General features: G+C 40.0%; 22 protein-coding genes and 1 tRNA gene. 5 read left to right on the forward strand and 18 right to left on the reverse strand.

The features are described 5' to 3' along the window. Position 1: 1 nt before the first annotated feature. The 6 genes from rplD to ftsA form a co-directional block, all read right to left on the reverse strand. Positions 2-631: a 50S ribosomal protein L4 gene (rplD, locus tag FPG78_RS04400; RefSeq protein ID WP_144086786.1), complete on the reverse strand. Its 630-nt coding sequence runs from the start codon at positions 629-631 to the stop codon at positions 2-4. Position 632: 1 nt separating this feature from the next. Continuing rightward, a complete protein-coding gene (rplC, locus tag FPG78_RS04405) occupies positions 633-1,262 on the reverse strand; it encodes a 50S ribosomal protein L3 (RefSeq protein ID WP_144086787.1) in 630 nt (209 codons plus the stop codon). 195 nt (positions 1,263-1,457) lie between these two features. Continuing rightward, positions 1,458-4,577: a preprotein translocase subunit SecA gene (gene secA, locus FPG78_RS04410; RefSeq protein WP_144086788.1), complete on the reverse strand. Its 3,120-nt coding sequence runs from the start codon at positions 4,575-4,577 to the stop codon at positions 1,458-1,460. A 41-nt stretch (positions 4,578-4,618) separates the two neighbouring features. Further along, positions 4,619-4,690, reverse strand: a tRNA-Phe gene (locus tag FPG78_RS04415). A 213-nt stretch (positions 4,691-4,903) separates the two neighbouring features. Further along, the gene (ftsZ, locus tag FPG78_RS04420; protein WP_144086789.1) at positions 4,904-6,307 is read right to left on the reverse strand and encodes a cell division protein FtsZ; all 1,404 of its coding nucleotides are present in this window, start codon (positions 6,305-6,307) and stop codon (positions 4,904-4,906) included. A gap of 95 nt (positions 6,308-6,402) precedes the next feature. Further along, complete coding sequence (gene ftsA, locus FPG78_RS04425) at positions 6,403-7,701, reverse strand: cell division protein FtsA (RefSeq protein WP_144086790.1); 1,299 nt, start codon at positions 7,699-7,701, stop codon at positions 6,403-6,405. Positions 7,702-8,181: 480 nt separating this feature from the next. On the opposite strand from ftsA, the gene FPG78_RS04430 reads away from it, so the two are divergent. Further along, positions 8,182-8,766 carry an ankyrin repeat domain-containing protein gene (locus FPG78_RS04430; protein WP_144086791.1) on the forward strand — a complete coding sequence of 195 codons (585 nt, stop codon included), beginning with the start codon at positions 8,182-8,184 and terminating at the stop codon, positions 8,764-8,766. 80 nt (positions 8,767-8,846) lie between these two features. Here the strand turns inward: FPG78_RS04430 and FPG78_RS04435 are convergent, their stop codons facing one another. From FPG78_RS04435 to atpD, 4 genes are all read right to left on the reverse strand, one after another. Further along, complete coding sequence (locus tag FPG78_RS04435) at positions 8,847-10,229, reverse strand: peptidylprolyl isomerase (RefSeq protein WP_144086792.1); 1,383 nt, start codon at positions 10,227-10,229, stop codon at positions 8,847-8,849. Further along, on the reverse strand, positions 10,189-11,013 hold the full coding sequence (locus FPG78_RS04440; RefSeq protein ID WP_144086793.1) for a hypothetical protein: 825 nt from the start codon (positions 11,011-11,013) through the stop codon (positions 10,189-10,191). Before FPG78_RS04440 ends, FPG78_RS04435 begins: the two co-directional genes overlap by 41 nt. 189 nt (positions 11,014-11,202) lie before the next feature. Further along, complete coding sequence (locus FPG78_RS04445) at positions 11,203-11,865, reverse strand: OmpH/Skp family outer membrane protein (RefSeq protein ID WP_144086794.1); 663 nt, start codon at positions 11,863-11,865, stop codon at positions 11,203-11,205. A 413-nt stretch (positions 11,866-12,278) separates the two neighbouring features. Continuing rightward, on the reverse strand, positions 12,279-13,775 hold the full coding sequence (gene atpD, locus FPG78_RS04450; protein ID WP_144086795.1) for a F0F1 ATP synthase subunit beta: 1,497 nt from the start codon (positions 13,773-13,775) through the stop codon (positions 12,279-12,281). Positions 13,776-14,400: 625 nt separating this feature from the next. Here atpD and FPG78_RS04455 point away from each other — a divergent pair. The 3 genes from FPG78_RS04455 to FPG78_RS04465 all read left to right on the forward strand — a co-directional run bounded on the left by FPG78_RS04455 (position 14,401) and on the right by FPG78_RS04465 (position 17,684). Further along, positions 14,401-14,883, forward strand: coding sequence for a deoxycytidylate deaminase (locus FPG78_RS04455; RefSeq protein WP_144086796.1), 483 nt, complete (start codon positions 14,401-14,403; stop codon positions 14,881-14,883). A gap of 89 nt (positions 14,884-14,972) precedes the next feature. Continuing rightward, positions 14,973-16,643 carry an AAA family ATPase gene (locus FPG78_RS04460; protein ID WP_144086797.1) on the forward strand — a complete coding sequence of 557 codons (1,671 nt, stop codon included), beginning with the start codon at positions 14,973-14,975 and terminating at the stop codon, positions 16,641-16,643. 660 nt (positions 16,644-17,303) lie between these two features. After that, positions 17,304-17,684 carry a hypothetical protein gene (locus tag FPG78_RS04465; RefSeq protein ID WP_144086798.1) on the forward strand — a complete coding sequence of 127 codons (381 nt, stop codon included), beginning with the start codon at positions 17,304-17,306 and terminating at the stop codon, positions 17,682-17,684. A gap of 101 nt (positions 17,685-17,785) precedes the next feature. On the opposite strand, the gene FPG78_RS04470 is transcribed toward FPG78_RS04465, so the two are convergent. Together FPG78_RS04470 and FPG78_RS04475 are read right to left on the reverse strand one after the other, a co-directional pair. Beyond that, a complete protein-coding gene (locus tag FPG78_RS04470) occupies positions 17,786-18,169 on the reverse strand; it encodes a hypothetical protein (RefSeq protein ID WP_144086799.1) in 384 nt (127 codons plus the stop codon). Positions 18,170-18,517: 348 nt separating this feature from the next. After that, positions 18,518-19,552, reverse strand: a complete 1,035-nt coding sequence (locus FPG78_RS04475) for an ankyrin repeat domain-containing protein (RefSeq protein WP_144086800.1) — start codon at positions 19,550-19,552, stop codon at positions 18,518-18,520. A gap of 464 nt (positions 19,553-20,016) precedes the next feature. Here FPG78_RS04475 and FPG78_RS04480 point away from each other — a divergent pair, with 464 nt between their 5' ends. Next, positions 20,017-20,889, forward strand: coding sequence for a hypothetical protein (locus tag FPG78_RS04480; RefSeq protein ID WP_144086801.1), 873 nt, complete (start codon positions 20,017-20,019; stop codon positions 20,887-20,889). An 86-nt stretch (positions 20,890-20,975) separates the two neighbouring features. Here FPG78_RS04480 and FPG78_RS08135 read toward each other — a convergent pair whose 3' ends face one another. The 6 genes from FPG78_RS08135 to rsmH form a co-directional block, all read right to left on the reverse strand. Beyond that, complete coding sequence (locus FPG78_RS08135) at positions 20,976-21,374, reverse strand: aminotransferase class V-fold PLP-dependent enzyme (RefSeq protein WP_255431749.1); 399 nt, start codon at positions 21,372-21,374, stop codon at positions 20,976-20,978. 41 nt (positions 21,375-21,415) lie between these two features. Continuing rightward, on the reverse strand, positions 21,416-22,099 hold the full coding sequence (locus FPG78_RS08140; protein WP_186292459.1) for a cysteine desulfurase family protein: 684 nt from the start codon (positions 22,097-22,099) through the stop codon (positions 21,416-21,418). After that, positions 22,096-22,644, reverse strand: coding sequence for a DUF6913 domain-containing protein (locus FPG78_RS04495; protein ID WP_144086804.1), 549 nt, complete (start codon positions 22,642-22,644; stop codon positions 22,096-22,098). Before FPG78_RS04495 ends, FPG78_RS08140 begins: the two co-directional genes overlap by 4 nt. Then, positions 22,641-24,677, reverse strand: a complete 2,037-nt coding sequence (gene ligA, locus FPG78_RS04500) for an NAD-dependent DNA ligase LigA (RefSeq protein WP_144086805.1) — start codon at positions 24,675-24,677, stop codon at positions 22,641-22,643. The genes FPG78_RS04495 and ligA overlap by 4 nt, the downstream gene beginning before the upstream one ends. A gap of 61 nt (positions 24,678-24,738) precedes the next feature. Next, positions 24,739-25,416 (reverse strand): ZIP family metal transporter, encoded by a 678-nt coding sequence (locus FPG78_RS04505; RefSeq protein WP_223262063.1) that lies wholly within the window; start codon positions 25,414-25,416, stop codon positions 24,739-24,741. After that, complete coding sequence (gene rsmH, locus FPG78_RS04510; RefSeq protein ID WP_338140436.1) at positions 25,391-26,473, reverse strand: 16S rRNA (cytosine(1402)-N(4))-methyltransferase RsmH; 1,083 nt, start codon at positions 26,471-26,473, stop codon at positions 25,391-25,393. The genes FPG78_RS04505 and rsmH overlap by 26 nt, the downstream gene beginning before the upstream one ends. Positions 26,474-26,917 lie beyond the last annotated feature (444 nt).

Genomic DNA, 26,917 nt, shown 5'->3' on the forward strand with positions numbered 1-26,917 from the left:
GCTACTGTCTCAATTTTTCTACGATAGGTGCTATAGCACTCTCCACAATCAACAATCTTTTTGCATGCAACAGGTCATAGGTATTGACGTGATCGACACAAATTACTTTTGTTTGCTTAATATTCCTACTGGATAGGACAATATTTTTATCTACATTAGGCAGGATCAACAATGTTTTGCTATCCAGAAAAGACAAGTTCTGCAACATGCCTAAGTAATTTTTTGTCTTTGGTGCATCAAAAGAAAAAGACTCTAAAATCGAGATACGATTTTCCCTAGCTTTATAGGTAAATGCAGACTTTCTAGCCAACTTCTTTACCTTTCGATTTAACTTAAAGCTATAATCCCTTGGCTTTGGCCCAAAAACACGCCCACCTCCTCTGAATAAAGGTGACTTGGTGTCACCGGCTCTAGCGGTACCGGTACCCTTTTGTCTTTTAATTTTTCTTCTAGAACCGCTTACTGCATTGCGCTCTTTGGACTGATGGGTTCCTTGACGCTGGCCTGCTAGAATAGCTTTTACATCCAGGTACATAGCATGATCATTTGGCTCGATGCCAAACACTTCCTCTGGCAATAGAATAGAACGACCTGCCGCTTCCCCTGTATATTTTAATACTGATAGGTTCATTTTATTTCTCCAAAATTAGATAACCATTATTGGCACCAGGGACTGCGCCATGGAGCACAATCAGATCTTTCTCTGGCAACACTTTAACCACCTGCAGATTGGCTACCTTAACCCTACTGCCACCTGTTCTTCCAGCCATACGCATTCCCTTGAATACGCGGGATGGAAAAGAAGCAGCACCAACAGAGCCGGGTGCTCTTTCTCGATTGTGTTGACCATGAGAACGTCCGCCTACCCCACTAAAACCATGCCGCTTGACCACACCCTGAAAGCCCTTGCCTTTGGATGTACCGACAACATCTATAAACTCACCCTCGGCAAAAACATCTGCTATACGAATGACTTGACCCAATGCAACTTGCTGCAACAGCTCCTCATCACACCTAAACTCAACCTGTTTTTGCTTGGGGGTAGTACGAGCCTTAGCAAAATGACCGATAAGGGGCTTGATCGTATTTTTCTCTTTTTTATCGCCATAAGCCAACTGAATAGCCTGATAACCATCTATGGCCTTTGTTCTAAGCTGGGTAACTACACAAGGCCCCCCTCGAATAACGGTGCATGCCCTCTTTTGACCTTTACTGTCATAAAGACTGGTCATCCCAATTTTTTTTCCTATGATTCCAATCATGACTTAACATTAATCATACCCACTCAATCGCTCCAAAGCTAGCAAAAAAAACCAGGAAGGATATACAGCGAGAGGGCAAATTTAAATAAAAATCTAAGCCGGATCAAGAGATCCTTCTTAAAACCCCACCACATCGAGGATGCGCGTGATCCAAAGATATGAAAATTAACGAATAAAGAAAAATGAATTTTGATTTTACTTTTTGTAACCCTCTTTACCCGACTGGTCCGCTGTATGCCCTTTGCCTGGCAATTGCACATAACGAGGGGCATGAAACAAGAAAGAAATAATTTCTTGGCTGACGGTAGCCATAAATTTTCTAAATAAGTGGTAGGCTTCAAACTTAAAAGTTATAATAGGATCTTGCCTTTCATAAACCGCATTTTGAACCGATTGCTTTAAATCATCCATCACCCGTAAATGACTTTTCCAATGCTGATCAATTACATGAAGGACAACCATGCACTCTAAATTTTTAACCAGTGCCCTACCCTGCGTATCCATAAAAAGAAGAGGGTAAGCAGTGGCGCTGATATATGTTTTACCATCAAAAAATGGGACTTCCAAGCCATCACCCTTGGCTGGAGGAGACTCCTTGAAATGGGAAAACAACAGCTGCTGCAATGCTCTAGTGCGCTGGGCATATAGCTTTGCTAGCCGCTGATAGCTATCCTCTATAAGGACTTCTTTCTTTTTGCCCTCAAAAAATGATGCTGGAAAACTATCTCCAAATACAGTAGAAAAAATCGGGTTTAGAAACGCTGCTTCTAGTTTACTATCTTCATGTTCTATAATATTGGTCACCGTATCGTAGAGCATATTCATAATATCCACCTCAACGCCCTTTCCTAATAAGGCATGGTTGCGCCTTTGATAAACCGCATTACGATGGGTACCCATTTCGCGGTCATACTCCAACAAGCGCTTGCGCATAGCAAAGTTGTTCTGCTCGACTTTTTTTTGTGCCCGCTCAATAGACCTACTGACCATGCTGTGCTGAATGACCTCTCCCTCTTCTAAACCAATTCTATCCATTATAACCGCAATTCTATCGGAACCAAAAAGACGCATTAAACTATCTTCTAAGGAAAGAAAAAACTGAGAGGAGCCTGGATCACCTTGCCTTCCAGAACGGCCACGCAATTGCCTATCGACGCGTCTTGATTCATGGCGTTCCGTTCCAATAATGGCCAATCCACCGGCTTCCTTTGAGGCCTGGTCCAATTTAATATCTGTACCACGACCTGCCATATTGGTGGCAATCGTAACGGTACCCGCCACGCCGGCTTGTGCTACTATTTCTGCTTCTTTTTGATGGTGCTTGGCATTTAAAATTTGATGCGGAATTTTACGAAAGGTCAGCATCTTACTGACCAATTCAGATATTTCTACCGAGGTAGTACCTACTAAAACTGGCCTGCCTTGACTCGATAAGGCAACAATTTCTTCAATGATGGCATTAAATTTCTCCCGTACTGTCTTGTAAACTTTATCTTCTCTGTCGGCTCGCAAGAGTGGCCTATGGGTGGGAATGGGTACTACCGCAAGGCCATAAATATCCCAAAACTCCTCCGCATCTGTCTCGGCTGTACCGGTCATACCGGCCAACTTATCATACATATGGAAATAGCTTTGCAGCGTAATGGAGGCATAGGTCTGAGAGGGTTTTTCAATCTTAACGCCCTCTTTTGCTTCTAAGGCTTGATGCAGACCATCTGAATACCTACGGCCATCCAATACCCGACCAGTTTGTTCATCTACAATTTTTACCTTACCCTTGGCCACAATATAGGCCACATCTTTTTCAAATAAGGCATATGCTTTTAACAATTGGTGCAAGGCATGAATGCGTTGTGCTTTTACCTTATAGGCTTGCTGAAAATAAGAACGCTTGGCCATGCGGGCTTCATGGGTCAAAGCAGTATCATGCTCAATAGCTGCAATATGGGCTGCTACATCTGGTAATACAAAGAAAGATGGATCTTGCTCTTGCTCGGTTAAGTAGGTTAACCCTTTTTCGGTGATCTCCACATTGTTGTGTCGTTCATCAATGGCAAAGAAAAGCGGCTGGTCTGCTTCAGGCATCATCTTAGCATTCTCCTGTATGTAGTAAGATTCTACATTATCTAGCATCTGACGCATGCCTTTTTCACTAAGGAACTTAATTAAAGGCTTATATTTAGGCAATCCCCTATAGGCACGAAAGAGCGCAAGCCCTCCTTCCTCAATATTGCCTTCTTTTATTTTTTGCTTTGCTTCTTGTAACAGCTTAATAACGAGCTCCTTTTGTAGCATATAGAGCTGGGCAATCTTAGCAGCCAACTCTTTATAAATATGCTCGTCGCTCTCTTCTACAGGACCTGAAATAATAAGTGGGGTTCTAGCATCATCAATAAGAACAGAATCAACCTCATCTACAATAGCAAAATAGTGCGCACATTGTACCAAATCACTGGCATCGGTTACCATATTATCCCTTAGGTAATCAAAACCAAACTCATTATTGGTACCAAATATAATATCTGCCTGATAGGCACGCTGACGCTCGATGGAGTAGGCAGGATAGTTATCGATACAGTCGACGGTAAAACCATGAAATTCAAAAATAGGTGCCATCCATTCTGCATCTCTTTTGGCCAAATAGTCATTTACGGTAACTACATGAACGCCTTGATTGCTTAATGCATTTAAAAAAGCAGCTAAAGTAGTAATAAGGGTTTTACCCTCTCCAGTAGCCATTTCAGCTATCTTTCCTTGGTGTAAAACCATGCCACCTATTAACTGAACATCATAGTGCACCATTTCCCATACAACCATACGCGCACTGACTTCCCATCGATTTTGCCAAATGGCTTGATCACCGGCTATGGTCACATAAGACTTACACGCAGCAATGGCTTGATCATGATGATTGCATGAAACGCTTAGCTGGCTATGATCCCTAAAACGGCGCGCGGTTTCTTTTACAATGGCAAAAACACGGGGCAACACCCGATCTAAAATGGTTGCCAAAGCTGCTTTGTGGACTTTTGTTAGCTGCTCCAACTCCTTATACCCATCTAGCTTGGCATGTATTAACCCATCGGTTAGCTGTTCATTGGCTGACCTGTTTAATGCTTCGATTTGAGATGCAATAGGCTGCAAGTGAGCGGCTATCTCTTCACGAATAGCTGTAACTTCGGCTCGTAATGCATCATGAGAAAGGGGCTGCAACAACTGATAAATTTGATTGATTTCAGCTACTTTTTGATGGTACAAACGGCGTTGTTTTTCTTTCTTGGAAGTAAAAAGCTTAGTAAAAAGTTGATTAAACATCTTAGTATGGATAAAAAGAGGCCTATTGATAAGATATAAGGTGGTGATGAGAGGACTCGAACCCCGGCCCACGGATTTTCAGTCCGATGCTCTACCGACTGAGCTACATCACCAACATAACTAAGGGAAAGGCAATTTAAGCATTTTAAAAAACTTACACAAATGAATCAAGCAGTTGCACCTTGCTTTTTGTTTAGACCTTCTTCAAAACCTATTTGTGATCAGCAGTTTTTAGGAGAAGCGCAGTCGCCAGAATACTAAATGTATTTGAGGAGCATAGACCACAAAATTGCCATTTAGCAATAGGTTTTGCAGAAGGTCTTTTGTCAAGTATCCTTTTGCAGGGAAGCTTGATCTACTGCATCATCCAACTGATAGCGGATGCATTCTTTTGCTGGATCTGCAGCATCAAGCACTATTTTTTTTCTCAGATAAGTAGGTATTTCCAATTGTTCTTTTAAATAACGGTCATCCCAACTTCTGGGTGGACTGTCGCGTTTGGCATGGGTATTGACCGCATGGCCATATGGACAACTTTTTTCCAACACTGCACTAAAAGGTAAAGGCAACTGTATAGCAGCTTCTTCCGCTTCACTAGATTCTTTTGCTCTTTTTTTAGATGATTTTACTTCAACGATTGGCTTATCGGCTTCCAAGACCTGCCTATTGGGTGCTGGATGATGCAACGTTTCAGGGCTCAGCTGCATGGCATGGGGTTTTGAATCGTCACAAAGCGCTTGACTGACCGCCTCTTCATCTCTACTAAACCCGGTGGCAATAACCGTAACCCTAATGCGTTCTGACATTTCCGGATCAGAACCATGGCCAAAAATCATTTCCGCATCATTGCCTGTTTGCTCTTGTATATAATTGGTAATAATGGTTAACTCATCCATTTGCAGCTCGGCTGCTTTACCAGAAACGATAGATAAGAGAATCTTTTTTGCACCACGGATATCGGTATAGTCCAATAAAGGAGAAGCAAGGGCTATTTCAGCAGCTTGCAATGCCCTGCCTTCACCCTCCGCTTCACCAGAACCCATAACAGCTGCACCTGCATTTTTCATTACAGTCTTGACATCTTCAAAATCCACATTTACATAACCAGGAACCGTAATAATTTCCGCAATGCTTTTAGCAGCTGTGGTTAAGACATTGTCTGCTTCTAGAAAAGCTTCACTAATAGATAGCCCCCCTAATATGGTTTGGATTTTATCATTTAAAATGATCAGAACGGTATCACAATGCTTACGCAATTCATTGATGCCTTCTTGCGCTTGCAAATGCTTTTTTTTACCCTCAAATGAAAAAGGTAAGGTAACAATGCCAACGGTCAAGATACCCTGCTTACGGGCAATGCCAGCAATTACAGGGGCAGCGCCTGTACCGGTTCCACCACCCATACCAGCGGTAACAAAAAGCATTTTTGTATCATTATCCAAGAGTTCTCGAATGCTTTCTTTGCTTTCTAATGCAGCATTACGCCCTACTTCTGGATTGGCACCAGCGCCTAGCCCACTGGTAAGTGCCGCGCCAATTTGAAGCTTAATGGGTATAGGACTACTTTGTAGCGCCTGCACATCGGTATTGCACACAATAAAAGAAACATCTTTAATGCCACGCTTGTACATATTGTTTACCGCATTGCTGCCACCACCCCCTACTCCTATTACTCTAATAATAGACTTATGGTGCGTAGGTACATCAAACTTATAGGTAATCTCCTTCATAATTTATACGATGAGGTAGTAAAACAACTTGGGCATTTTTTCTTTTCTCTTAACATGACCCACATGACCAAGGAAAAGATACAATATTTTGATCACTAATTATCGTCATAATCATCTACTAAAAAAGCCTTCGTCTTGGTAATCATACGCGCAAAAGAAAAACTGCTTTTCTTTACTTTTTTAGTATTCTTTTTGGTAAAATTCAAATCAGCAGACTGAGCTGCTCTATAGTAGGCTTCTCTATAATCTAATGTTTTAAATCCAGCCAACGCCAACCCAACAGCAGTGGCATAGCTGGGGTCACGTAGCTGTTTTCTACTGCCCTCTTCTAAGTACTCATCTGGGAAGCCCAAACGTGTATCCAGCCCGGTGATCTGCTGAACAATGGATTGAATGCCTGGCAAATTAGCCGTTCCACCTGTTACAACGATACCAGCCACCAGTTTTTCATAAAAACCGGAGCGTAGCATTTCTTCATGTATAAAGGTTACCATTTCTTCTACACGTGCCGCTATAATTTTAGTCAAATTGGTGCTAGCCACCTCTTTTGGCGCACGGTTGCGCAATCCTGGAATGGTGATGACCGCTTGAGCAGCATTAGGTTCAATATTACCAAATTTTACTTTTAACAGCTCCGCTTGCCGCTCCATCACCATACAACTCTGTTGTATATCTGAAGTAATCATATGCCCTCCAAGTGGAATGGTAGCAGTATACCGAATAATGGCATCGCAAAAGATGACTAGGTTAATAATACTCCCACCAAAATCAATCAAACAGACACCTGCTTCTTTCTCTTCGTCGCTCAATAGAGCCAAACTGGCTGCTAGTCCAGATGCCATAACCATTTCTGCTTCTACACCAGCCTTTTTAATACATTTGTGTATGTTTTGAATGGCATGCGTCTTAGCGGTAATGAGATGAAAATTTGCTTCTAACTTTACGCCTAACATACCTACTGGATCCTGGATTACAATTTCATAATCTATGGTATATTCTTGCGGCACGGCATGCACAATTTCTGTACCTAGAGGAGTTACAATGCGGTACATATCGCTGGTAAGCTTTTTGATGTCTTCGACTGTAATCTCTTCTTCTACAGTATCTCTAGTAATGCTACCATGGTGGCAAGAACCTGCCACATGCTTGCCCGAAACATTGACATTAACGACATTGATATTGATACCAGAATCCTCCTCAGCAGCTTGCAGTGCTTGCTTGATGGCAATAGCTGCTTTGTCAATGTTAACAATCATACCACGTACCATCCCATCTGCAGCAGCAGTTCCCATGCCTAGCACCTCAAGTTTACCAGCATCATACTGGCTTTGTGCCCCTATAACTACACAAATTTTACTGGTACCTATGTCAAGACTAGCGATAATTTCTGACATGCCTAAAAGGATATATGGTGATGAACACTGCGCTATAAAGAGCAGACAGATGTATAGTTAAATAAAACCTACCCTATTGCCTGGTAATAAAGGACTTATGTTAAGCACAGCAATTTATTAAAATTTATCGAAAATAAACATGGTAACATGGATTAACTACAACAGCAACTACCTATTTGCATAAATAGAAAAATTTACTTAATATAAAATAATGTGGATTTATTTTTTAGGTATCCATTCAAGCAATGGAGTCAGTTTCAGCGTTCTACGGTTGGCAAATCTTAGCAAATTAGAGCACAACGTTCATTTAATTAATAATAGACCTTCTGTAAAACCTATTTGTGATCAGCAGTTTTTAGAAGAAGCGCAGTCGCCAGAATACTAAATGTATTTGAGGAGCATAGACAAGCTTCGACACCAAAATTGCCATTTAGCAATAGGTTTTGCAGAAGGTCTAATGTAAACTTAACGCATCATATCATGAATAATATATACAGATTACCAAAGCATATTAGCCATATCATATCACGGTATATAATGGCTAGCATTATAGGCACACCACTTATTACTGCTTGCAGCAATGGCGGCCCCAGTTATGGCATGGACAGCAAAGAAGCTAATCAAATAAGTTCAAGCCCAGCAACTAAAAACGCAGCAGTACAAACGCTAGATGAACACGACAATGCTGCAATACATGTAGCAGCAGAAAGAGATAATCTGGATGATTTTAAAAGGCTAATTACAGAAAATCCAAAAGTTTTGGAAACAGTTAATAAATATGGGAATACACCACTCCACATAGCAGCACTTAGGGGCCATATAGCGCTAGTCAAATGGATAGTTGAATGGATAAAAAATGACCCAACAAGCAGTAACCTACTCAACATACAAAATAACAATGGGCATATTCCGGCACATCAGGCAGCACGTAAAGGTCGTCAAGAAGTATACAATTTACTCGCAGCAGCTGGAAGTGATTTAACCATAAAATGTATAAAACATGGAATGACTCCTCCAGAGGAACTGGAAAAGGCATTGAAAGAGGCGCTGGAAACTAAAAAGTAGGATTTTATATCCTACTTTCTATTGCATCAAAAGGCATTTCCTTCATTTAAAGCTATGGATATATCATCAAAAGGATTCCATCAAAGCAACTGCTCAACTGTGCGATATTCTGGGGCAAAATAAATTACAAACTCCGACTTAGCGGTTTGAATCCATTTGTCAACGGCTTCTTTTTTTCTCTTTTGGAGCAAGCCATAATGGATCTGTTCATAATCCTGCGTGAGGTTCATCAGATGGGCCTCTACTTTTTGTTTGAGCAAGAGCAAGCGCCAAGCTGATTTATGAGATGTACCCATATACTGGGGCGCGCTGACTTCACCTACTTGAAGCCTATCAATGGCAAAATAGACTTCTGAATCTAAGGATTCAACAGGAACAAATAGGCTAGGCAAGCGGTCACCGCCTTGGTAAGGGGTTGCAATCAATCCTCCCTGAGCGGCTGTTTCCTTGTCTTCTGAATATTGCTGGACAGCTGCTTCAAAGGTCAATTTCCCAGCAACTATTTCGGCTTTAATCTTATCCAATTCAACCTTAGCCAATCTAATTTCTTCTTCTGTTGGTTGGACAACCTGCAGGATATGGCGGGTATTGTACTGGTTTTTATTACGGCCTATTAACTGTATAAGATGCCACCCAAATTCAGAAGCAATAGGATCACTGATCTCCCCACTCTTGAGTGCAAGCGCAGTTGATTCATAAGCTGGAGCCAATGCACCCAAAGGAACCCAGCCGATTTCACCCCCTTTATGGGCAGAATAGGGGTCATCGGAATGTTCCTTAGCCAATTGCACAAAATCCGCCCTACCAGCTAGCAGCAATTTTTTTAGATGCAAAAGTTTATTTTTGACAGTTTCTTGTCTGGCTGCAGCTACCTTAGGATAAACAACCAGTTGATGCACCTGAACAGAAGAAGGACAGTAAGAACGTTTATCTAAAGGTAATGCATTGAAATAAGCTTTTACCTCTGCTGGCGTAACCACTACATGTTTTGTAAGATGCTGATAGACCTGTGAAGCCAAAATTTCTGACTCTATCCGTTGCTTGATATTTTTCTTAATATGGTAAATAGGTTGACGCGCAGCCTCTACAAGTTTTTCCTCAGAACCAAACCGCTGTACCAAACCAGCTATTCTAAAGTCACATGTCTTTTGAATATGTTTCTTGGGAATGTTAATATTATAGGATTTCGCCTTTGATAGAAAAATCTTGTTTAAAACCAACTCCCGCAATACATGCATCTGTAGCTGTTCATCAATCTTTTTGCCCTCTAAAGCCAATCGGTTGCACTCTCTTTGTAAATCAGAGTATAAAATCTCCTCTTTGTTGACTTTAGCAATGACCTTATCCAACAACACTGTACCACTGACCCTAGCTAGGGGCAACGCCATACAAGTGAGTAGCACAAAAACGCCCATAAGGCTTCTAGTTAATCTGGATAATACAGGTATGGTTTTTTTTAGCATTTTCTAAAAGTTTATATTTTATTTTGTTAATCAGATCTACCCTTCTTTTATGTAGTATAATCGCCCTAATCCGACCTTCCACTACTTCTAATGGAGCAATTTCTTGTGCTATTTTATACTGATTTATTTTTAAAAAATAGATATGCTTCCGGCCTGCTACATGGATAAATTTATTTGTTTTTAACAATCTAGTTGCATCCACAAGTGGGCGGTAACCAATTTTAGCTAAAACCGCTTCCCAAGCAAACCATTGATCTGCTTCTAAAATAGCAGTATCGAGATAAGGCTTGCAACAGGCTTGTAATTTTTTTTGATCCGCAGTTTTATTCGATAACATGAGTGATTTTACAGCATTAACACAAGCTGCTTTTTTGGGAATCGCCAAAAAAATACCCTTTACAATATCATGATGGAGTATAAAGTCACTTTGCTTGTATTTTTGGTAATAATCGGCCACCTCTTCTGACGATACATGCGCATCAAACTCACGTTGAATAAGGGTTTCTAAAGAATGGTATGCCAACAAGTCATGCTTATAGTCATTTAAACTACTTTCTATAGCAAGCTGGATAGATGAATCGCTCGCCTGGGCAACAAGGAGTTGTTTGCATGCCCATTCTTCCACATATTTTTTAATAAAAAAATCAGTATCTGCAGCATCAACATGGGAAAAGCCCATTGAGGCAAGATCTGATGGATAGAGATATTGCTTACCTACACAAGCAATAAAAGACTCCCTTTGCGCATTTTGTGTGCTTTTCTCCGCACCACAACTGCGCATCATCCAATAAAGAGGGACCAGTAGCAAAAAGCTACAAGCAAAAAGCCTACTCAAACGAGATATCCTCAAAATAAATCTATAAAAATGATATTACACTAAAATATACTGGTTACTAACTAAACTAATAGTCATAGCAACCAGTATTTATCTAACGCACGCCCTCTACTATCAAACAGTTCAGTGCACAACCCTTTATTTTTTCTTACCAGGCTTAGCTGGAGCTGATTTCTTAGCAGAAGGCTGCTGACTGCCTACTACAGGGATTGGTAGCGCCTTAGGGGTCATTTCTTTAAGCTTTTCCAAGACAAGATCAGAAATATCAAATTCCTTCTGACCAAAAAGTATTACAGGACCAGCATCTGTATTTTTATTGAAGATAAAAGTATACTTGTGCTCCGCTGCAATTTTATTGACTACTTCTTGCATTTTATCATGGAGGGGTTGCATCACTGTCCTATACTTTTCTTGCATTTTAACCTCTTTTTGCTGGTGAAGCTCATTAATCTCTATTTCCAACCCTTGCAACTCCTTAGTCTTCTGCATTTTTTGAGCATCTGTAAGCGTAGCCAACTGCTGGTGGAAAGCATCAGCTTTTTCCTTAAAAAGGTTGATTTTTGTTTGAATCTGGTTATCCAATTGCTTTTGAAAGCTCTGAATTTCAATGCTATTTTTTTTAGCTTCTGGTAGCATTCCTAAAATATAACCTACATCTACAAACCCAATCTTTAAACCAGCTGGTGCTACCTGAGCTGTTGCTGCCTGAGGCTGTACCGTGGCCTGAGGTCGTTGATCCGCTTTTATATCAATATACATGGAGAAAACCAATGCGAATGCAGATAAAAATTTATAATTCATTAGCGTACAATTTTAACGTTTAACTATATCAATAGGCAAGGGCATTGGATAAGACATACCCCACCTCCACTTACTATACGCCCACCCATTTATACCAACAGATAGGCAATGCTACATAGTTACATATAAATAAGATAAAGATCAAATTAATAAGCGCACAAAAACAGCTATTGGGTTAATAAATCGTTACAATAGACCTCCTGCAAAACCTATTTGTGATCAGCAGTTTTTAAGAGAAGCGCAGTCGACAGAATACTAAATGTATTTGAGGAGCATAGACCACAAAATTGCCATTTAGCAATAGGTTTTGCAGAAGGTCTTATGTATGATAGTAACCTTAAAAACAGTAAGTTATAAAAGGTTTGTCAGAAAACCCTTTTTAACCCAACGGTCAGGGTTAGCAGGCTTTAATTTCAACTACCCTGTAGTTTTTCTGCTTTGCGCATAGCTTGTTCAATATTACCGACTAAGTTAAAAGCCATTTCAGGGAGATGGTCTACCGCTCCATCAATAATCATATTAAAGCCTTTAATGGTATCTTCTATAGGCACACGTTCTCCCTTGATGCCTGTAAAGCGCTCTGCTACATTAAATGGCTGGGATAAAAAGCGCTCTACTTTTCTAGCGCGGTAAACGGTCTGTATATCTTCCTCCGAAAGTTCATCCATACCCAAAATGGCTATAATATCCTGTAGCTCTTTATAACGTTGCAGGGTCCTTTTTACTTTCTGAGCAGTCTCATAATGCAGATCTCCCAATACTTCGGGATTTAAGGCTCTAGAAGAAGATGCTAAAGGATCTACTGCAGGATAAATACCCAGTGCGGCTATCCTTCTGGAGAGAACCGTAGTGGTGTCTAAGTGGGTAAAAGTAGTAGCAGGCGCAGGATCGGTTAAGTCGTCTGCCGGAACATAAACGGCCTGAACAGAGGTAATAGAACCATGCTTCACAGAGGTAATGCGTTCTTGCATGGCACCCATCTCTGTGGCCAGGGTTGGTTGATACCCTACCGCAGAAGGTATGCGCCCCAGCAAAGCAGAGATTTCTGCGCCAGCTTGTGTAAAACGAAAAATATTGTCAATAAAAAAAAGAATATCTTTTCCTGATGCACCTTCACCATGGTCACGAAAATACTCTGCAATAGAAAGTCCGGTGAGCGCCACACGGGCTCTTGCGCCAGGGGATTCATTCATTTGGCCAAATACCAATGCAGCCTGAGAGGTCTTTAACGCTTCATGATCCACTTTGCTAAGGTCCCAATGACCCGATTCCATAGCCTGTACAAATGCCTCCCCATAGTTGATGACGCCTGCTTCAATCATTTCTCGTAAGAGGTCATTGCCTTCACGTGTGCGTTCCCCTACACCGGCAAATACGGAAAGGCCATTATAGGATTTAGCAATGTTATCGATCAGCTCCATAATCAAAACCGTTTTACCTACACCTGCACCACCAAACAACCCAATCTTACCACCCTTTACATAAGGCGCAAGCAGGTCAATAACTTTGATACCGGTATAGAGGATCTCTGTTGTGGAGGAGAGCTGATCAAAAGGGGGTACTGCTCTATGAATGGGTAACTTCTGATCGGTTTCTGGTTGCGCCATGCCATCTATAGCTGTTCCTATCACATTAAAAAGACGGCCACGTACCACATCGCCTACAGGTACTTGAATAGGGGCACCTGTATCTATTACCTCTAGACCTCTTGTTAACCCCTCTGTGCCTTCCATAGTAATGGCTCGTACGCAATGCTCACCTAGGTGCTGTTGGCACTCTACAGTAACCAATTTGCCAGCAGGTGTCTTGATGTGGAGTGCATTCAAGATGCTAGGTAAGCTAGCTGACTCACTAAAACGAATATCAATTACAGGGCCTATAATTTGAATAATTTTTCCAGTATGGGACATTGTTTTTTTATAAAATCAAAAAATTAAAGATATAATGCAGCATCTAAAGGGCCAATGGCGGTGGCTTAAGGAAAAAATATGCTAATACAGCAGTAGAAAAAGCAGTTTATGGATAGTTAGCATACGCCTCTGCCCATGGCCGCCAATAAAAAGTTTGGCGCGCAGTAAAAACAACGAAACGCGCTATTGTTCAGCGGGAAAAACAGAACGCGCCGCGCTACGCAGGCTTTAAACAAGCTGTTTTTCTGATCCGCTGAACAATAGCGCGTCTAAAGATTACAAGTTTACTGAAGCGCCAAGTTTTTTTATCGGCGGCCATTAGCACCTTAAGTTGACGCAATGGAAACAATCACACGTAACATGATATTTTATTTGACAGCCAATAAAATATACTCCTTAAGCCCCCGCCATTGTCTAAAGGGCTGCTTAAATTTATAAAAAAGGATTGGATTTGCTATTAGTAGTATAAGGCTAATTTTAGGATAGCAGGAACGCAGATGCACAAATAATCCTTTGCTTCTATTTCCGCTTTATTAAAAAGCATAAAAAAAATTAAAGGAAAATATAAAAAAATGATTAATTTCCCAGCATCAATAGGACAGATACCATTATAGTAAAAAAACTGATGACGCAGAGGCCTACATTTGATGCTATTTTCATGTCACTGGCCATTCAATTGGCGCAACGCTCACACTGTGTTAAAAAAAAGGTAGGCGCTGTACTAACAAAAGAGACACGAATCATTTCCATAGGATACAACGGCCCGCCACCAGGGACCTATAATTGCGACGAAATATGGCCTAAAACGGGTTGTGCGCGGAATATAAAAGGGAGTTGTTCTTTAGCGATTCATGCCGAACAAAACGCTGTCCTGTATGCATTAACAACCAATCATGCCAATGTAAAAGATGGGGTCCTCTACACAACCCTTTCGCCATGCCTGCCTTGTGCCCGTATTATATTTGGTGCAGGGATTAAAAAGGTGGTATATAAGGATTCTTACGCCGCTTATAAAAACCTGGATTATGAAGAAGGATTAGATTTTCTACATGCATTTGGTGTCACGGTAACGCAATATGACCCATATAATAAGGATATAGAGGTGTAAAAGAAAGGGTTGTATTTTAACCTTTTTCTTGACACAAGGAATCTTTATTCTTACTTTTTGCTTGATAAAAAAGTAACAAAAAATATAAAATGATGCGTAAGATAGATGCACTGCCTATTGGCTACTCAGATGTTGAAAGGGTGATCAGAACAGGCTATTATGTAGATAAAACCAAGTATGCACAGGAGCTAATAGAAAAAGAAAATCCTGTATTTATAGCTCGGCCTAGGAGATTTGGGAAATCACTATTTATCAATACACTGGCTACTATATGTAACGGAGAAAAAGAATTTTTTAAAGATTGCTATATAGGTAAACTGAAAAATGGATATGAATGGAAGAAATATCCCGTGATTAAGCTAGATCTTTCAGGCGTATCTAATAACACGCCTGAAGAACTCAGTACATCTATTAAAATGGTACTCAAAGAAATAGCCTTTTCATATAATGTAAAAATAGAAGATGTTACGGTAAAAGATGCACTACGTAGCCTAGTGCTGCAATTGATACATCTAAAAGATACTACAGCAAACAATGGAAATATAAAACCTCTTTATGCGTCCAAAATAGTAGTCCTTATAGACGAATACGACGCGCCTATAGTGCATCTAACCAAAGGTTCTGACCTAGAAAAAGCCAATATCAAAGTCATGAAGGATTTCTTTATGACTTTAAAATCACTAAATGACTACTTTCAACTTACTTTTATCACTGGCGTAAGCAAATTCAGTTTATCTGATGTATTCTCAGGGGCCAATCATTTAAAAGACATTACTATTGATGCGTCTGCTGATGCCATGTTTGGTTATACGCAGCAAGAAATTGTAACCATATTCTCAAAAAACTTAGAAGATATTGCTAAAAAACGGAGTACAAAGGAAAACAAAAAAATAACTCAATCAAAGGTAATGGAACAAATTGCAACCTATTACAATGGCTATAAGTTTTATGAAGATGGTCTAAGTGTATATAATCCATGGTCTACGCTAAGATTTTTAGACGCTGGTAAACTAGAAAACTATTGGTATGAATCAGGAAGCCCAAGCCTACTGATTAACCAAATGTTGGCAGATCCTGATAGATTTGACCTTAACATGGATAATCTGCAAATAGAAGCTACTAGAGAAGATTTTATGTATACAGGGAGTAGGAATGAGATTAGTTTAAAATCGCTGATGTTTCAAACGGGGTACTTAACCATTCACAATTATGATGCATCTACTGGCCTATATATATTAAAGTTTCCTAATAAAGAAATAGAAGCCTCTTTTCAGAAAAGTATACAATCCAGTTTGGAAAAGGGTGTAAAGGATTATTTTTTACAAGAGCGAGATAAAATTAGAAGTGCACTAGCTGACAAAAAAATTGAAATGTTTATAGAACATATCAATACGGCTTTTGCCACACTGCCCTATTATATAGATACAAAACAGGAAAAACAATACCACAGCAATTTACATATGCTGCTGCAAGGATTGGGATTTTTAGGTGGGAGAAAAATGCATATGCATAGTGAATCAGCGTCTAGTCAAGGCAGATCAGATATCGTTTTAGAATCAGAAACAGCCATTTACGTTATAGAGATCAAGTATAAATCCAGCGGAAAAATAGCCTTAGAACAAATCAAAGCAAACGGGTATTATACCCCTTACTTGCTTAGACAAAAAGCAATTATACTACTCGGCATTAACTTCAATGAGGAAACTAGAATGATAGATAGTTGGGATTATGAAATACATGAAGCGCATATAAAAATATAAAGTCAAAGGAAGCTTGTCTCTTACTTTTTCCAAAGGGGTGCGTCTTTGCTTGTCTTTAAAAGACCTTCTGCAAAACCTATTTGTGATCAGCAGTTTTTAGGAGAAGCGAAGTCGAGCACCGCAGAATACTAAATGTATTTGAGGAGCATAGACAAGCTTCGACACCAAAATTGCCATTAGAAATAGGTTTTCCAGAAGGTCTACTGAAGGAAGATATTGTAAAGCTGATTATAAGCTTAAAAGAAAATCCTACTCAAGGGATTTCGCAAAGAAAAGGAAAATCTGGTGGTATACGCATTATGACACTTGTCAAACCTCAAGAAAATAGCATAATCCTATTTTTATTTACAATAAAGGAAATAGAGATGCCCTTTCTAAAAAAGAGATCAAGGACCTTATTAAGGATCTATAATAACTGATTATGAATCGAACAAATTCTTTAAACGCTACTTAACGATCGTAACCCTTTCCAAGGTCACAGTTTTTTAACCCCTGAAAAGCTTATTGGAATTAAAAAAAAATTACCTATATTTGCTTTAGACTTGATCAGCATAATACACCAGCCAAGTAAAAGGAGTAAATGAGTGCTGGTTTGGTTGTAGTTCTTTGAAATAAATGGCTAATAGGTATATTTGTAAGGCACCTTACAGATGCCTTACTATGGATCAGGTTGATACAGAAAACTACCACTTCCAACCAGAAGTTGTTGCGTTTGAATGTAGGCCATTCTCAGGCTTAGCATTATATGATGACCTCACAGTCCAACCAGCAGCGAACCATGCTCCCATTCCTATTAGTGTTTCTGGGCGTGTCCTTCGCAAACATTCGACCGCTGACCCCGCAGCATTCCTTATAAAACTAAACCTACCTACTAATTCCGGACTACGTCTATCACGGGCTTCTTCTATATGTTGGTTACCACGACCACGTGGACGTACCGCCTGGCTTGTGCTTACGCAAGAAGGCAAAGCATTTAAGCTTAATAGCCCAATAAGTAAGTTTAATCTATATCTTATATATTTTTTTTTCACAACCTTATGATTTTAAACTTAATTTAGTACTGCTAGACTAAGCGCCTCCAGATTGACAATAACCCTAGGCTACCCTCGCAACGTAATCAGAACCAAGCGCCGTTCCTGCCCCTACCGGTTAGGAGTATCCATACCCCATCCATACCCAGTATTATGAGACCCCGTAGTGTTATATCCAGAATTGTGAGATCCAGTACTTCCAGATTGAGACCAATAATTAGCGGCTGCATCAACGGCTGCTTTGGTACCGTAGCCAACAGCAAACGATCCTCCATATTTTAGTGCCTCTTTTCCATACTCTTTGTATTTGTCATACTTACCTCCTGCTTGCGAACTATTCCCATTATCGCCCCTTTCTGCATCTTTACCATTATTCTTACTACTCCCGCCTCCCATACCGAGCCCTTGCGCTGTATTTACACAGGAAGATAAGGTATTCAAACTTAATAGCCCAATCAATAGGCCTACCCTATATTGTATATGTTTTGTTTTCATAATGAAGATATTTATTTAGTTAGTTGTATGTTATCATAACTACCAAGCAAGACTATGTCAATGAATGATCCATCACATTCATAAATCTGCTTAAGTATAATTGTAAGACAAAAAAGAAACCTTAATAATAAGGCAATATATATCCTCAACTCTTTGAGAGTTAAGAATATAAGATCCTAATAAAAATTAAACAAATTTGTAAATTATATTGATTTAAAAATCAAACAATAATGTAAAAAGATATTATAGCCATTACTTAAATGGAAAAATCAATACCAGCCTCTCCTAAGATCTCAAACAAATTGATTTTTTAGCCCTATATTAAGACCAGTATTGATCAGCATCTTATTAAGCTTTACATTTGCGTTCTGCGTCTACCAATAATTTTCGTATCCTAGGGGATTTTGCATAAAATGAAGCCTTGTTACTCTTGTTATTTTCTATACATGGATTTAGACCAGATGCTAGCAAATCTCTAATGATAGTTTTAGTAGCGTTCTCATTATTTGACTTGCTATTATGTACTGCATAGTGCAGAGCTGTATTCCCAATAACATCTTGTTTATTCACATCGAGTCCCTCATTCACTAGGAACCGAACGGCTACTGGAACTTTATTGCCTGCTGCGATCATTAATAGGTTAACCCTACCTGGATCCGTTGCCTCCTTTATATTTACGCCTTTAGACTGCCAATATTTTATCCTTGATTCTGAAACACCATTCTCCTCAAAATCCTTTTCGATTTCTTTACTTAGAACCATAGAATCCTTTACAAGATCATTATCTTCTATAAGATCATTCGAATAAACTGGACTTAATGGTGTAGCAATAACATTGCTATCATTCGATCTATTGGGCATCAATGTTGTAACTAGACCTGCCGTAGGCAATAGTGTTGTCAAAGCTGTTGCTGCAGCTGTCGTTGTATTGACTATAAAGGGGACTGCCGTTGTGTTTACCATATCCCCTAGTAGTGCTAGATTAGACCCCGAAGCCATCGTTGCGTTCCCTAACATCGTTGTGTTCATCGGTATTCCAATAGGGGTACCCGTCGATAGCATATTATATACCAGGTATCCTCCTCCTACCAGTCCTACTACAGCCCAAGCTCCTCCTACCACTGCTACTGACCGCCAAAAACATGGGGATTTACACCATGGCCTTTTTGAATCATATTTTTTCGGATTTTTCCCAAGTGTCTGAAAATAGCCTGCCTGTAGCTTCTCCAACTCGTCTAGGTTGTTTGGGTTCTTTATTTGTTCACTTCCCCTACCCATACCCAACTCTCGCCCTGTGTTTACACAGGAAGATAATGTATTGAAGCTTAATAACCCCACTAGTAGGCCCACTCTAGCATGTGTATATGTTTTTTTTAGTTTCATAGTATTTAGTATTGATGTTTAACTGTGATGGCACCTGCCGATTCACTTAGCTTTCACTTGTAATGTAACAAAAAACAAATACAAATACAAATCGCAATCAATAGATTAAACTAAATCTTATGCACAGCATAGACAATTTGGATAATTGTAGAAATTTACATACCATCCATTAGAAGCCTTATTGTACGAAATACGCATTTACCTAGCATAGTAATACATAAGACCTTCTACAAAACCTATTTGTGATCAGCAGTTTTTAGGAGAAGCGCAGTCGAGCACCGCAGCATACTAAATGTATTTGAGGAGCATAGACAAGTGCCAAAATTGCCATTTAGCAATAGGTTTTGCAGAAGGTCTATAGATGCATATATCGCGCCTAGGCTACCTAGCAACATGCGCTTCCATAAAACAGCATACTGCACAGTTATATAATTTTATAGTTTTTATAATTAATTAGATAGATAATGAAAACAACAAAAAACAAAATAATAAAGGGGATAAAAACCTTATCAAACGCTCCATTGTATTGTGCTATATTCGTTTCAGCTGGATGGGTGGGGAAGGGCTGCAAAGGCCAAGAAGGGATTAAAACAATTCCAGATACTCAAGAAGACCAAAGTTCAATATGTGATCCAACGGATGGCAGGTCAAATGGACTAATTGGCCAAGATAATCCAGCATATAAGCATAGTTCAACAGATGAAGGTGAAGATGAACATAATAATGTAGATAAAAACAACAACAAGCTAGATGATGTAGACGAAAACAACAACAAGCTAGATGAAAATAACAATGTAGTGAAAGCACCCAATAATGCAGAAAAAGTATATACTAAACAAAAAGAGCGGCCAAATGCACCTCCTAAAGCTTCAGAAAAAGCTAACAAGACCAATAAGACGCTCCCTTCAGCGAAAAATGACGACACTAAATCGAGTGATAAACCAGACCAGCCGAAGCAAAACATAAATAAAACCCCAAATACAATATCAAAAAGTCCTAAAAAGCATGAGCCTGATGGTAAAAAAGTGGTAGACCCAAATCCCAAATTCAATTATCAATTATCAAAAAACACTAAAGATGAAGATATAGAAAAGCCTAAGCAATATACACTAGAAGATTTAAACAAGCTGATCCCTACTCTAAGGAATCTATACAACAAGGTAAAGAAGATAAAGAATAAAAACGAAAATACAGAGAAACTACTAAATAATGTAAAACCATTCTTAAAAAGTGTATCGGATATACAAAAAGACAACCAAGAATGTATATGTAACGCTGTAAAGCTAGTAAATGGCTACATAACAGCCCTCAAAAATGAGCAAATTATACCATCATGATAAGTTTGACAAGCAAAAATGTTATTATTCTTCAGAAGAAACTGTTAGTCAGAAATTTTCTTGCGTTGACACCATTGAATATGCACTTACTTCCTATACAGCTCCGCCAGCAATTCAACGGTTTTTTCCACTTCTGAAGGGGTGGTATATTTACTAAAGGAAAAGCGTATGGCATGGCTAGTTTCTTTTTGCAAAGCAGCTATAACGGGCGAGCCTAAAGCGCTGCCACTGGTACAAGCACTGCCTGTAGAAGCAGCAATGCCATGGATATCTAAATGATAAACCAGCATATCATGGGCCTCTGAAGCAGGGAGTGTAATATTTAACAAATGGGGGCTGCTTTGGGTAAAGCTTACACTATGGCCATTAAAGGTTATATCGGGAATATAGGTTTTTAGTAAGGTGACCATATGCTGTTTAATGGCCAACAAATGTGCAGTTACTTGTTCCCTATCGCGAAAAGCAATGGCTAATGCCTTGGCCATGCCAACGATATGGGCTACATTTTCAGTGCCTCCGCGCCTATTTAACTCTTGGCTGCCTCCGGTAATAAGGGGGCAACAGCAACTGTCGAATCTATATAGGCAAAACCAATGCCTTTAGGGCCATGTATTTTATGGGCAGAGCCAAGGGCAAGATGGCAAGCTGAAAAGTTAGGAAGGCCACAATAGATCGCCTGAATGGTATCTGAATGGAAAAATGCGCCAGCTGCCCGACAAAGCTGCACAATGGCTGCTATATCTGTGATATTCCCGATTTCATGATTGACTTGCATCAAACTGACCAAACCACGGGGATGCTTTTTTACCCACTGCGCTACTTCATCTAAGAGAAAATCCCCGCTTTGGTCGACCTGCAAATAGAATAATCTAATCTTGCCCTGTTTGGCCAACGCCTCTAAAGGCATCCGAACGGCAAGATGCTCCAATGGAGAGGTTAAGACATCTGTAATGTGCATCGCCTCTATGATGCCCTTTAATAGCATATTGTTCCCTTCTGTGCCGCCAGAGGTAAAAACTATTTCAGCAGGCGCAACATCAAATAACCTGGCTATCTGTTTTCTAGCCTTTTCAATGGCTGCTTTTGCCTGGCAACCATAACGGTGCACAGAAGAAGGATTGCCACATAAACCAGTCATATAAGGCATCATAGCAGCCAATACTTCTGCATCTAACTGAGTAGTAGCTGCATTATCTAAATAAATATTCATAACCCTTCCATACATCCCGTATAATGCAACATCTGGCTGGCCAGTCTTTTAATGTCTTCGCTTGGAGTAGTTCGATTGACTTTTACCATGACTTCAAATAAGTTTTTACGTGTAGGGTCAAAATGACCGACACGACATTTGGCTTGATGTTTGGCTACCAAACAATCTAACACCGGATTTGTAGTCAAATCTAAGTGAAATAAATAGTCAAAAGAAGTCTCTGTAAACTTTTTGATGCGGTCACTTTTTACTTTCCCTAAAATAGTAATGGCCTTATGGCCAAAGGCATAACGTAAATAACTAGTAGGATGGATACGGTCTTTTTTTGCAGTATAACAAAGTACGCTAACGTTTTTATCAAGATTTTTTAAATCTCGAATAAAACGTTGTACGGCTTCATGTTTGGCCGGACTCTCATAGCTATACAAGACGCCTATGGTAGTGGCTTTGTTTAACCCTACATTGCTGCGCGGGGCAATCTTACGTTTTGAAACAAAACGGGTAACGATTCCTAAAACAACAAACTTTACGTATAAACAGATCATTGTATCATCTTTATAAGCTCATTTTCATCTAAAATAGGAATTTCCCATTGCCTTGCCTTAGCCAGCTTTGATGGGCCAGCCTTGGCTCCTGCTACTAAGTAATCTACCTTAGCAGAAAGCGCAGAGACGACCCTCCCTCCTGCTTGTTCAATGCATGTAGTCAATTCGACTCTTGTAAATTTTTGAAAAGTACCCGAAATAACAAATTTTTTTGAGGCAGATAGACTGGAAAATTGCGATTTCGCAATCGAGTCTCCAAGGTGATCTAACGGCAAAGGGGCTGCTTCTGGCAGGGCAAATTGCAGCCCTGCAGCTTGCAGCCTATTCAGAATGGCTTGTTGGTAAGGATCTTGTAGATGGGCTACTATACAAGTTGCAATTTTTGCGCCAATATCTGGTAGCTGCAATAGCTCTGCTTCAGTAGCGCGCTGCAAACGCTCCATAGATCTAAAGTGTAACGCTAGTTTCTTGGCTACCGTCTCTCCTACCTGTTTAATGGCTAAGCCAAACAATAAGCGATCAAAGGGTTTGGTTTTGGATGCCTGAATGTTAGCTAATAGTTTTCGTGTGGATAACGCTTGAAATCCTTCTAGCCTGCTGACTGCCTCGTAACGCAATGTATAAAGATCTGCTACATTTTGAACCAACTTAGCCTCAAATAGTGCATCAATCGTTTTAGGGCCTAATGTATGAATATCCATAGCTTTTCGATGGGCAAAATGCAATAAAGTGGCTTTTAGTTGGGGCAAACATTGCTGGCTATTGGGGCAATAGTAGACAGCTGTTCCTGGTGTTCGATGGAGCGGTGTCTCACAAGCAGGGCAAGCATCAATAAACAGAATGGGCTTACTGGCTTTATTCCGGCGCGTGCTATCTACGCCAACTACTTTAGGAATAATCTCTCCCCCTTTCTCAATAAAAATCGTGTCGCCTAAATAAAGATCCCGCCTAGCAATCTCATCTGCATTATGCAACGATGCACGGCGCACCATAGTGCCGGCCAGTAGAATAGGGCTAAAATGGGCTACTGGCGTAACCGCACCTGTTCTGCCTACCTGAAAACTTACTCTTTCTAAGATAGAATGGGCCATCTCTGGTTGGTATTTATAGGCAATGGCCCAACGGGGTGATTTTGAAGTCATACCCACCATACGTTGCTGATCAAGATTATTAACCTTTACCACGATACCATCCACATCAACGGGCAACTCCTTTTTATGTTGCGCCCAATAATGGATATAGTCCATTATAACGCCCACACTAGAACAGACTTTATAGGTAGATGGAACAGCAAAACCTAACCTATCTAATAAGGCTAAGGCTGCTGCTTGCGTAGCACAGCTATAAGATGCCGCATAAAAACTATACCCGTAAAATTCCAACCGACGCGCTTTAACCAAGTCTAGATCTAACGTTTTTAATGTGCCTGCTGTAATATTACGGGGATTGGCCCATAAGGGTGCGCCTGCTGCTTGACGTTCACTATTTAACGCTAAAAAAACCGCTTTGGACATAAAGGCTTCTCCACGCACCTCAAATGAGGCACATGGGGCATCTTGAATCTTTTGAGGCAAACAGATAGACTGGATCACATTGCGTGTTACATCATCTCCCTGCCTGCCATCACCACGTGTCACCACACGCACCAAGTGGCCATGCTCATAAAGGATACTTAAGGCAACCCCATCTATCTTAGGCTCGCATATAAAATCTACAGCCGCATCTGGAACCATTTTTTTAATCCTTGTAACAAATTGCGCGATCTCTTTTTCTGAATAGGTTTTAGCCAAAGAGAGCATAGGCGTTTGGTGATCAACAGCTGCAAAGCAAGGCCGTTCGCCAATCCCTTCCGTTGGAGAATCAGGGCGCTTTAAATGAGGATAGGCCTCCTCCAATCGAATCAGCCGTTCCAATAATTGGTCATATGCATAATCAGAAATCTCAGAAATCCCCTTTTGGAAATAACACTCATTGTAATGGGTCACTAAATCCACTAAGCGTTTGATTTCTTTACTGATATCGGATGGTTCCATAGATGGGGTAGTGTATATTAAATTAGACTTCTTAAGAAACCTATTTGTTTAGAAATAAATTTCAAAATACAAATTCGACCAATGCCGCCAATCCAGCCCCCAGTAAACTAATCCACAGCGTAAATTGGTTCGAGTGGTGATTGGGGCTCGCTTCAAAAAGCATCGTAGCCGAAATGTACAAAAAATTACCAGTTACAATAGATAGTAACATGATGCTAGCATCATCCGAAATATAATGATTCAGATAGCTACTGAGCCACAATCCTATTGGAGAGGCTAAAGAAAAAAGCGTTAAATAGAGCAAGATCCATCTTACCGATAGGTTAAAGCCACCGAGTACACTGACCAAAGCAACGGCTTCTAAAAATTTATGGAGCATCATGCCGAGTAAAAGCCCTTCTTGAGTAGCATGACCGGCATGGCCATGGGCCAAAAGGGTACCATCTAAAAGCGCATGCAGGGCTATAGAAGTTAAAAAAGAGAGTGTTTTGTAGTTTCTTACACAAGAATGGCCGGAAGCTGGAACAATAGCATGGCCATGCTCTACGCCCGCACTAAAGGTTTCAATAAAACGCTGCAAAAAAAATCCAATCATAATATAACCACCCACATGAGTGGCCAAAACCTTGGAAATAAAAAGCTCAGGCATAAGATGCAACAAAGTATTGGCCAGTAGGTAACCACCCGAAAAAGTTAATAAAAGTGGTAAAATGTTAATGGAACATTGCGCAATAATCACTAGGCCTCCCAGTAATACGGAAAAAAAAAGTGCAAAAAACGCTACAATCATTATTCAATTCATAAACGTTAAAAGATGGATAGATCGCTTTGGAAAACGGTCCAATAGATCTCATATTCCCTAAGTTAATAGGGCGATGCAACACGCACAGCCACCCGTAACCGTGCACTTCGGGCGCGACTGTTTTGATGCACCTCCTCGATAGAAGGTATAAAAGGCTTTTTTTGTAGGGGTACAAAAGGACGCAATAAGTTCCCATAGCCATCTTGTTGCACTTTCCCAATAGATTACCTGTATTAAAAAAGTTTTTAACCAATCGATCTTCTAAAGAGTGATAGGCAATAATGGCCAAGCGTCCTTTAGGCTTAATCAGCTCCACACTACGCTGTAGCAACCCTTCTAATTCAACAAGCTCATTATTCACTTCAATACGAAATGCTTGAAACACCTTTGCAAGATACTGATTTACTTTTAGCTTAGGTGCAAATGGTTCAATAATAGCTTTCAACTGATGGGTGGTTACAATAGGTGCAGCACCACGCGCCTTTATAATTGCCCTAGCAATAGCGGTAGCACCAGCCACTTCCCCATAACGATGCAATAAATCGGCCAACTGATCTACTGTATAGGTATTTACCACACGCGCTGCTGAATGGGGCGCATTTGGATCCATCCTCATATCCAATGTGCCATTAAATCGAGTAGAAAATCCACGCGCTGGGGTATCTATTTGGTGAGAAGAGGTGCCTAAATCTGCTAGCAGGCCATCTAGTTGCTCCACACCATAAAAGTTTAAAAATTCCTTTGCAAACCGAAAGGATGTTCTGATAAAAGTTAAAGGCTGACCGCTAAAAGCTTGGGCCATTTTGGCCGCCTCTGGATCCTTATCAAAGGCAAATAAATGGCCGCTAGAAAGCGACTCCACTATTCTCCTGGCATGACCACCTCCACCAAAAGTAAGGTCTGCATAGTTGCCTGTTGGTACTATAGCCAACCCCTTTATCACCTCATCCAATAGCACTGGTATATGATAACCCGCTGAAATAGTTGTCACCATAAATTAAAATTATAAATGCTAAGATTGTTTATAAAGATAATGAGACCCTGACCAATAAACCAATAGACCTTCTGCAAAACCTATTGCTAAATGGCAGTTTTGTGGTCTATGCTCCTCAAATACATTTAGTATGCTGGCGACTGCGCTTCTCCTAAAAACTGCTGATCACAAATAGCTTTTGCAGAAGGTCTATACTTATTTATCAATAAAAAATTAGGCAAGATAGGAAAATAGATTTCACCCTTAAAAATCCAATATTTTCCAAAGGTGATTTTCTAAAGTATTTCCATAGAAAACCTGAAAAATAAAGATATCCATAACTATGGGGAAACTGGTAGAAAGAATGAATAGAATTTAAATTCAATTAGAAAAGTTACTTACTTTTTGCTTGATCAAAAAGTAAGCAAAAAATCAAACGCTAATGGAAAAAGCTACTGAAAGCAC

The sequence above is a fragment of the Cardinium endosymbiont of Dermatophagoides farinae genome, from assembly GCF_007559345.1.
Classification (GTDB): domain Bacteria; phylum Bacteroidota; class Bacteroidia; order Cytophagales; family Amoebophilaceae; genus Cardinium.

Coding starts and splice junctions, on each gene's coding strand:
- rplD (WP_144086786.1), bottom strand. CDS start 631: ATGAACCTATCAGTATTAAAATATACAGGGGAAGCGGCAGGTCGTTCT.
- FPG78_RS04465 (WP_144086798.1), top strand. CDS start 17,304: ATGGATCAGGTTGATACAGAAAACTACCACTTCCAACCAGAAGTTGTT.
- ftsZ (WP_144086789.1), bottom strand. CDS start 6,307: ATGAAGGAGATTACCTATAAGTTTGATGTACCTACGCACCATAAGTCT.
- FPG78_RS04475 (WP_144086800.1), bottom strand. CDS start 19,552: ATGAAACTAAAAAAAACATATACACATGCTAGAGTGGGCCTACTAGTG.
- FPG78_RS04440 (WP_144086793.1), bottom strand. CDS start 11,013: ATGATGCGCAGTTGTGGTGCGGAGAAAAGCACACAAAATGCGCAAAGG.
- FPG78_RS08140 (WP_186292459.1), bottom strand. CDS start 22,099: ATGAATATTTATTTAGATAATGCAGCTACTACTCAGTTAGATGCAGAA.
- FPG78_RS04435 (WP_144086792.1), bottom strand. CDS start 10,229: ATGCTAAAAAAAACCATACCTGTATTATCCAGATTAACTAGAAGCCTT.
- rsmH (WP_338140436.1), bottom strand. CDS start 26,473: ATGGTGACAACTATTTCAGCGGGTTATCATATACCAGTGCTATTGGAT.
- FPG78_RS04460 (WP_144086797.1), top strand. CDS start 14,973: ATGATGCGTAAGATAGATGCACTGCCTATTGGCTACTCAGATGTTGAA.
- ligA (WP_144086805.1), bottom strand. CDS start 24,677: ATGGAACCATCCGATATCAGTAAAGAAATCAAACGCTTAGTGGATTTA.
- FPG78_RS08135 (WP_255431749.1), bottom strand. CDS start 21,374: ATGGCCAAGGCATTAGCCATTGCTTTTCGCGATAGGGAACAAGTAACT.
- FPG78_RS04470 (WP_144086799.1), bottom strand. CDS start 18,169: ATGAAAACAAAACATATACAATATAGGGTAGGCCTATTGATTGGGCTA.
- rplC (WP_144086787.1), bottom strand. CDS start 1,262: ATGATTGGAATCATAGGAAAAAAAATTGGGATGACCAGTCTTTATGAC.
- FPG78_RS04495 (WP_144086804.1), bottom strand. CDS start 22,644: ATGATCTGTTTATACGTAAAGTTTGTTGTTTTAGGAATCGTTACCCGT.
- FPG78_RS04430 (WP_144086791.1), top strand. CDS start 8,182: ATGAATAATATATACAGATTACCAAAGCATATTAGCCATATCATATCA.
- secA (WP_144086788.1), bottom strand. CDS start 4,577: ATGTTTAATCAACTTTTTACTAAGCTTTTTACTTCCAAGAAAGAAAAA.
- atpD (WP_144086795.1), bottom strand. CDS start 13,775: ATGTCCCATACTGGAAAAATTATTCAAATTATAGGCCCTGTAATTGAT.
- FPG78_RS04455 (WP_144086796.1), top strand. CDS start 14,401: ATGACGCAGAGGCCTACATTTGATGCTATTTTCATGTCACTGGCCATT.
- ftsA (WP_144086790.1), bottom strand. CDS start 7,701: ATGTCAGAAATTATCGCTAGTCTTGACATAGGTACCAGTAAAATTTGT.
- FPG78_RS04445 (WP_144086794.1), bottom strand. CDS start 11,865: ATGAATTATAAATTTTTATCTGCATTCGCATTGGTTTTCTCCATGTAT.
- FPG78_RS04480 (WP_144086801.1), top strand. CDS start 20,017: ATGAAAACAACAAAAAACAAAATAATAAAGGGGATAAAAACCTTATCA.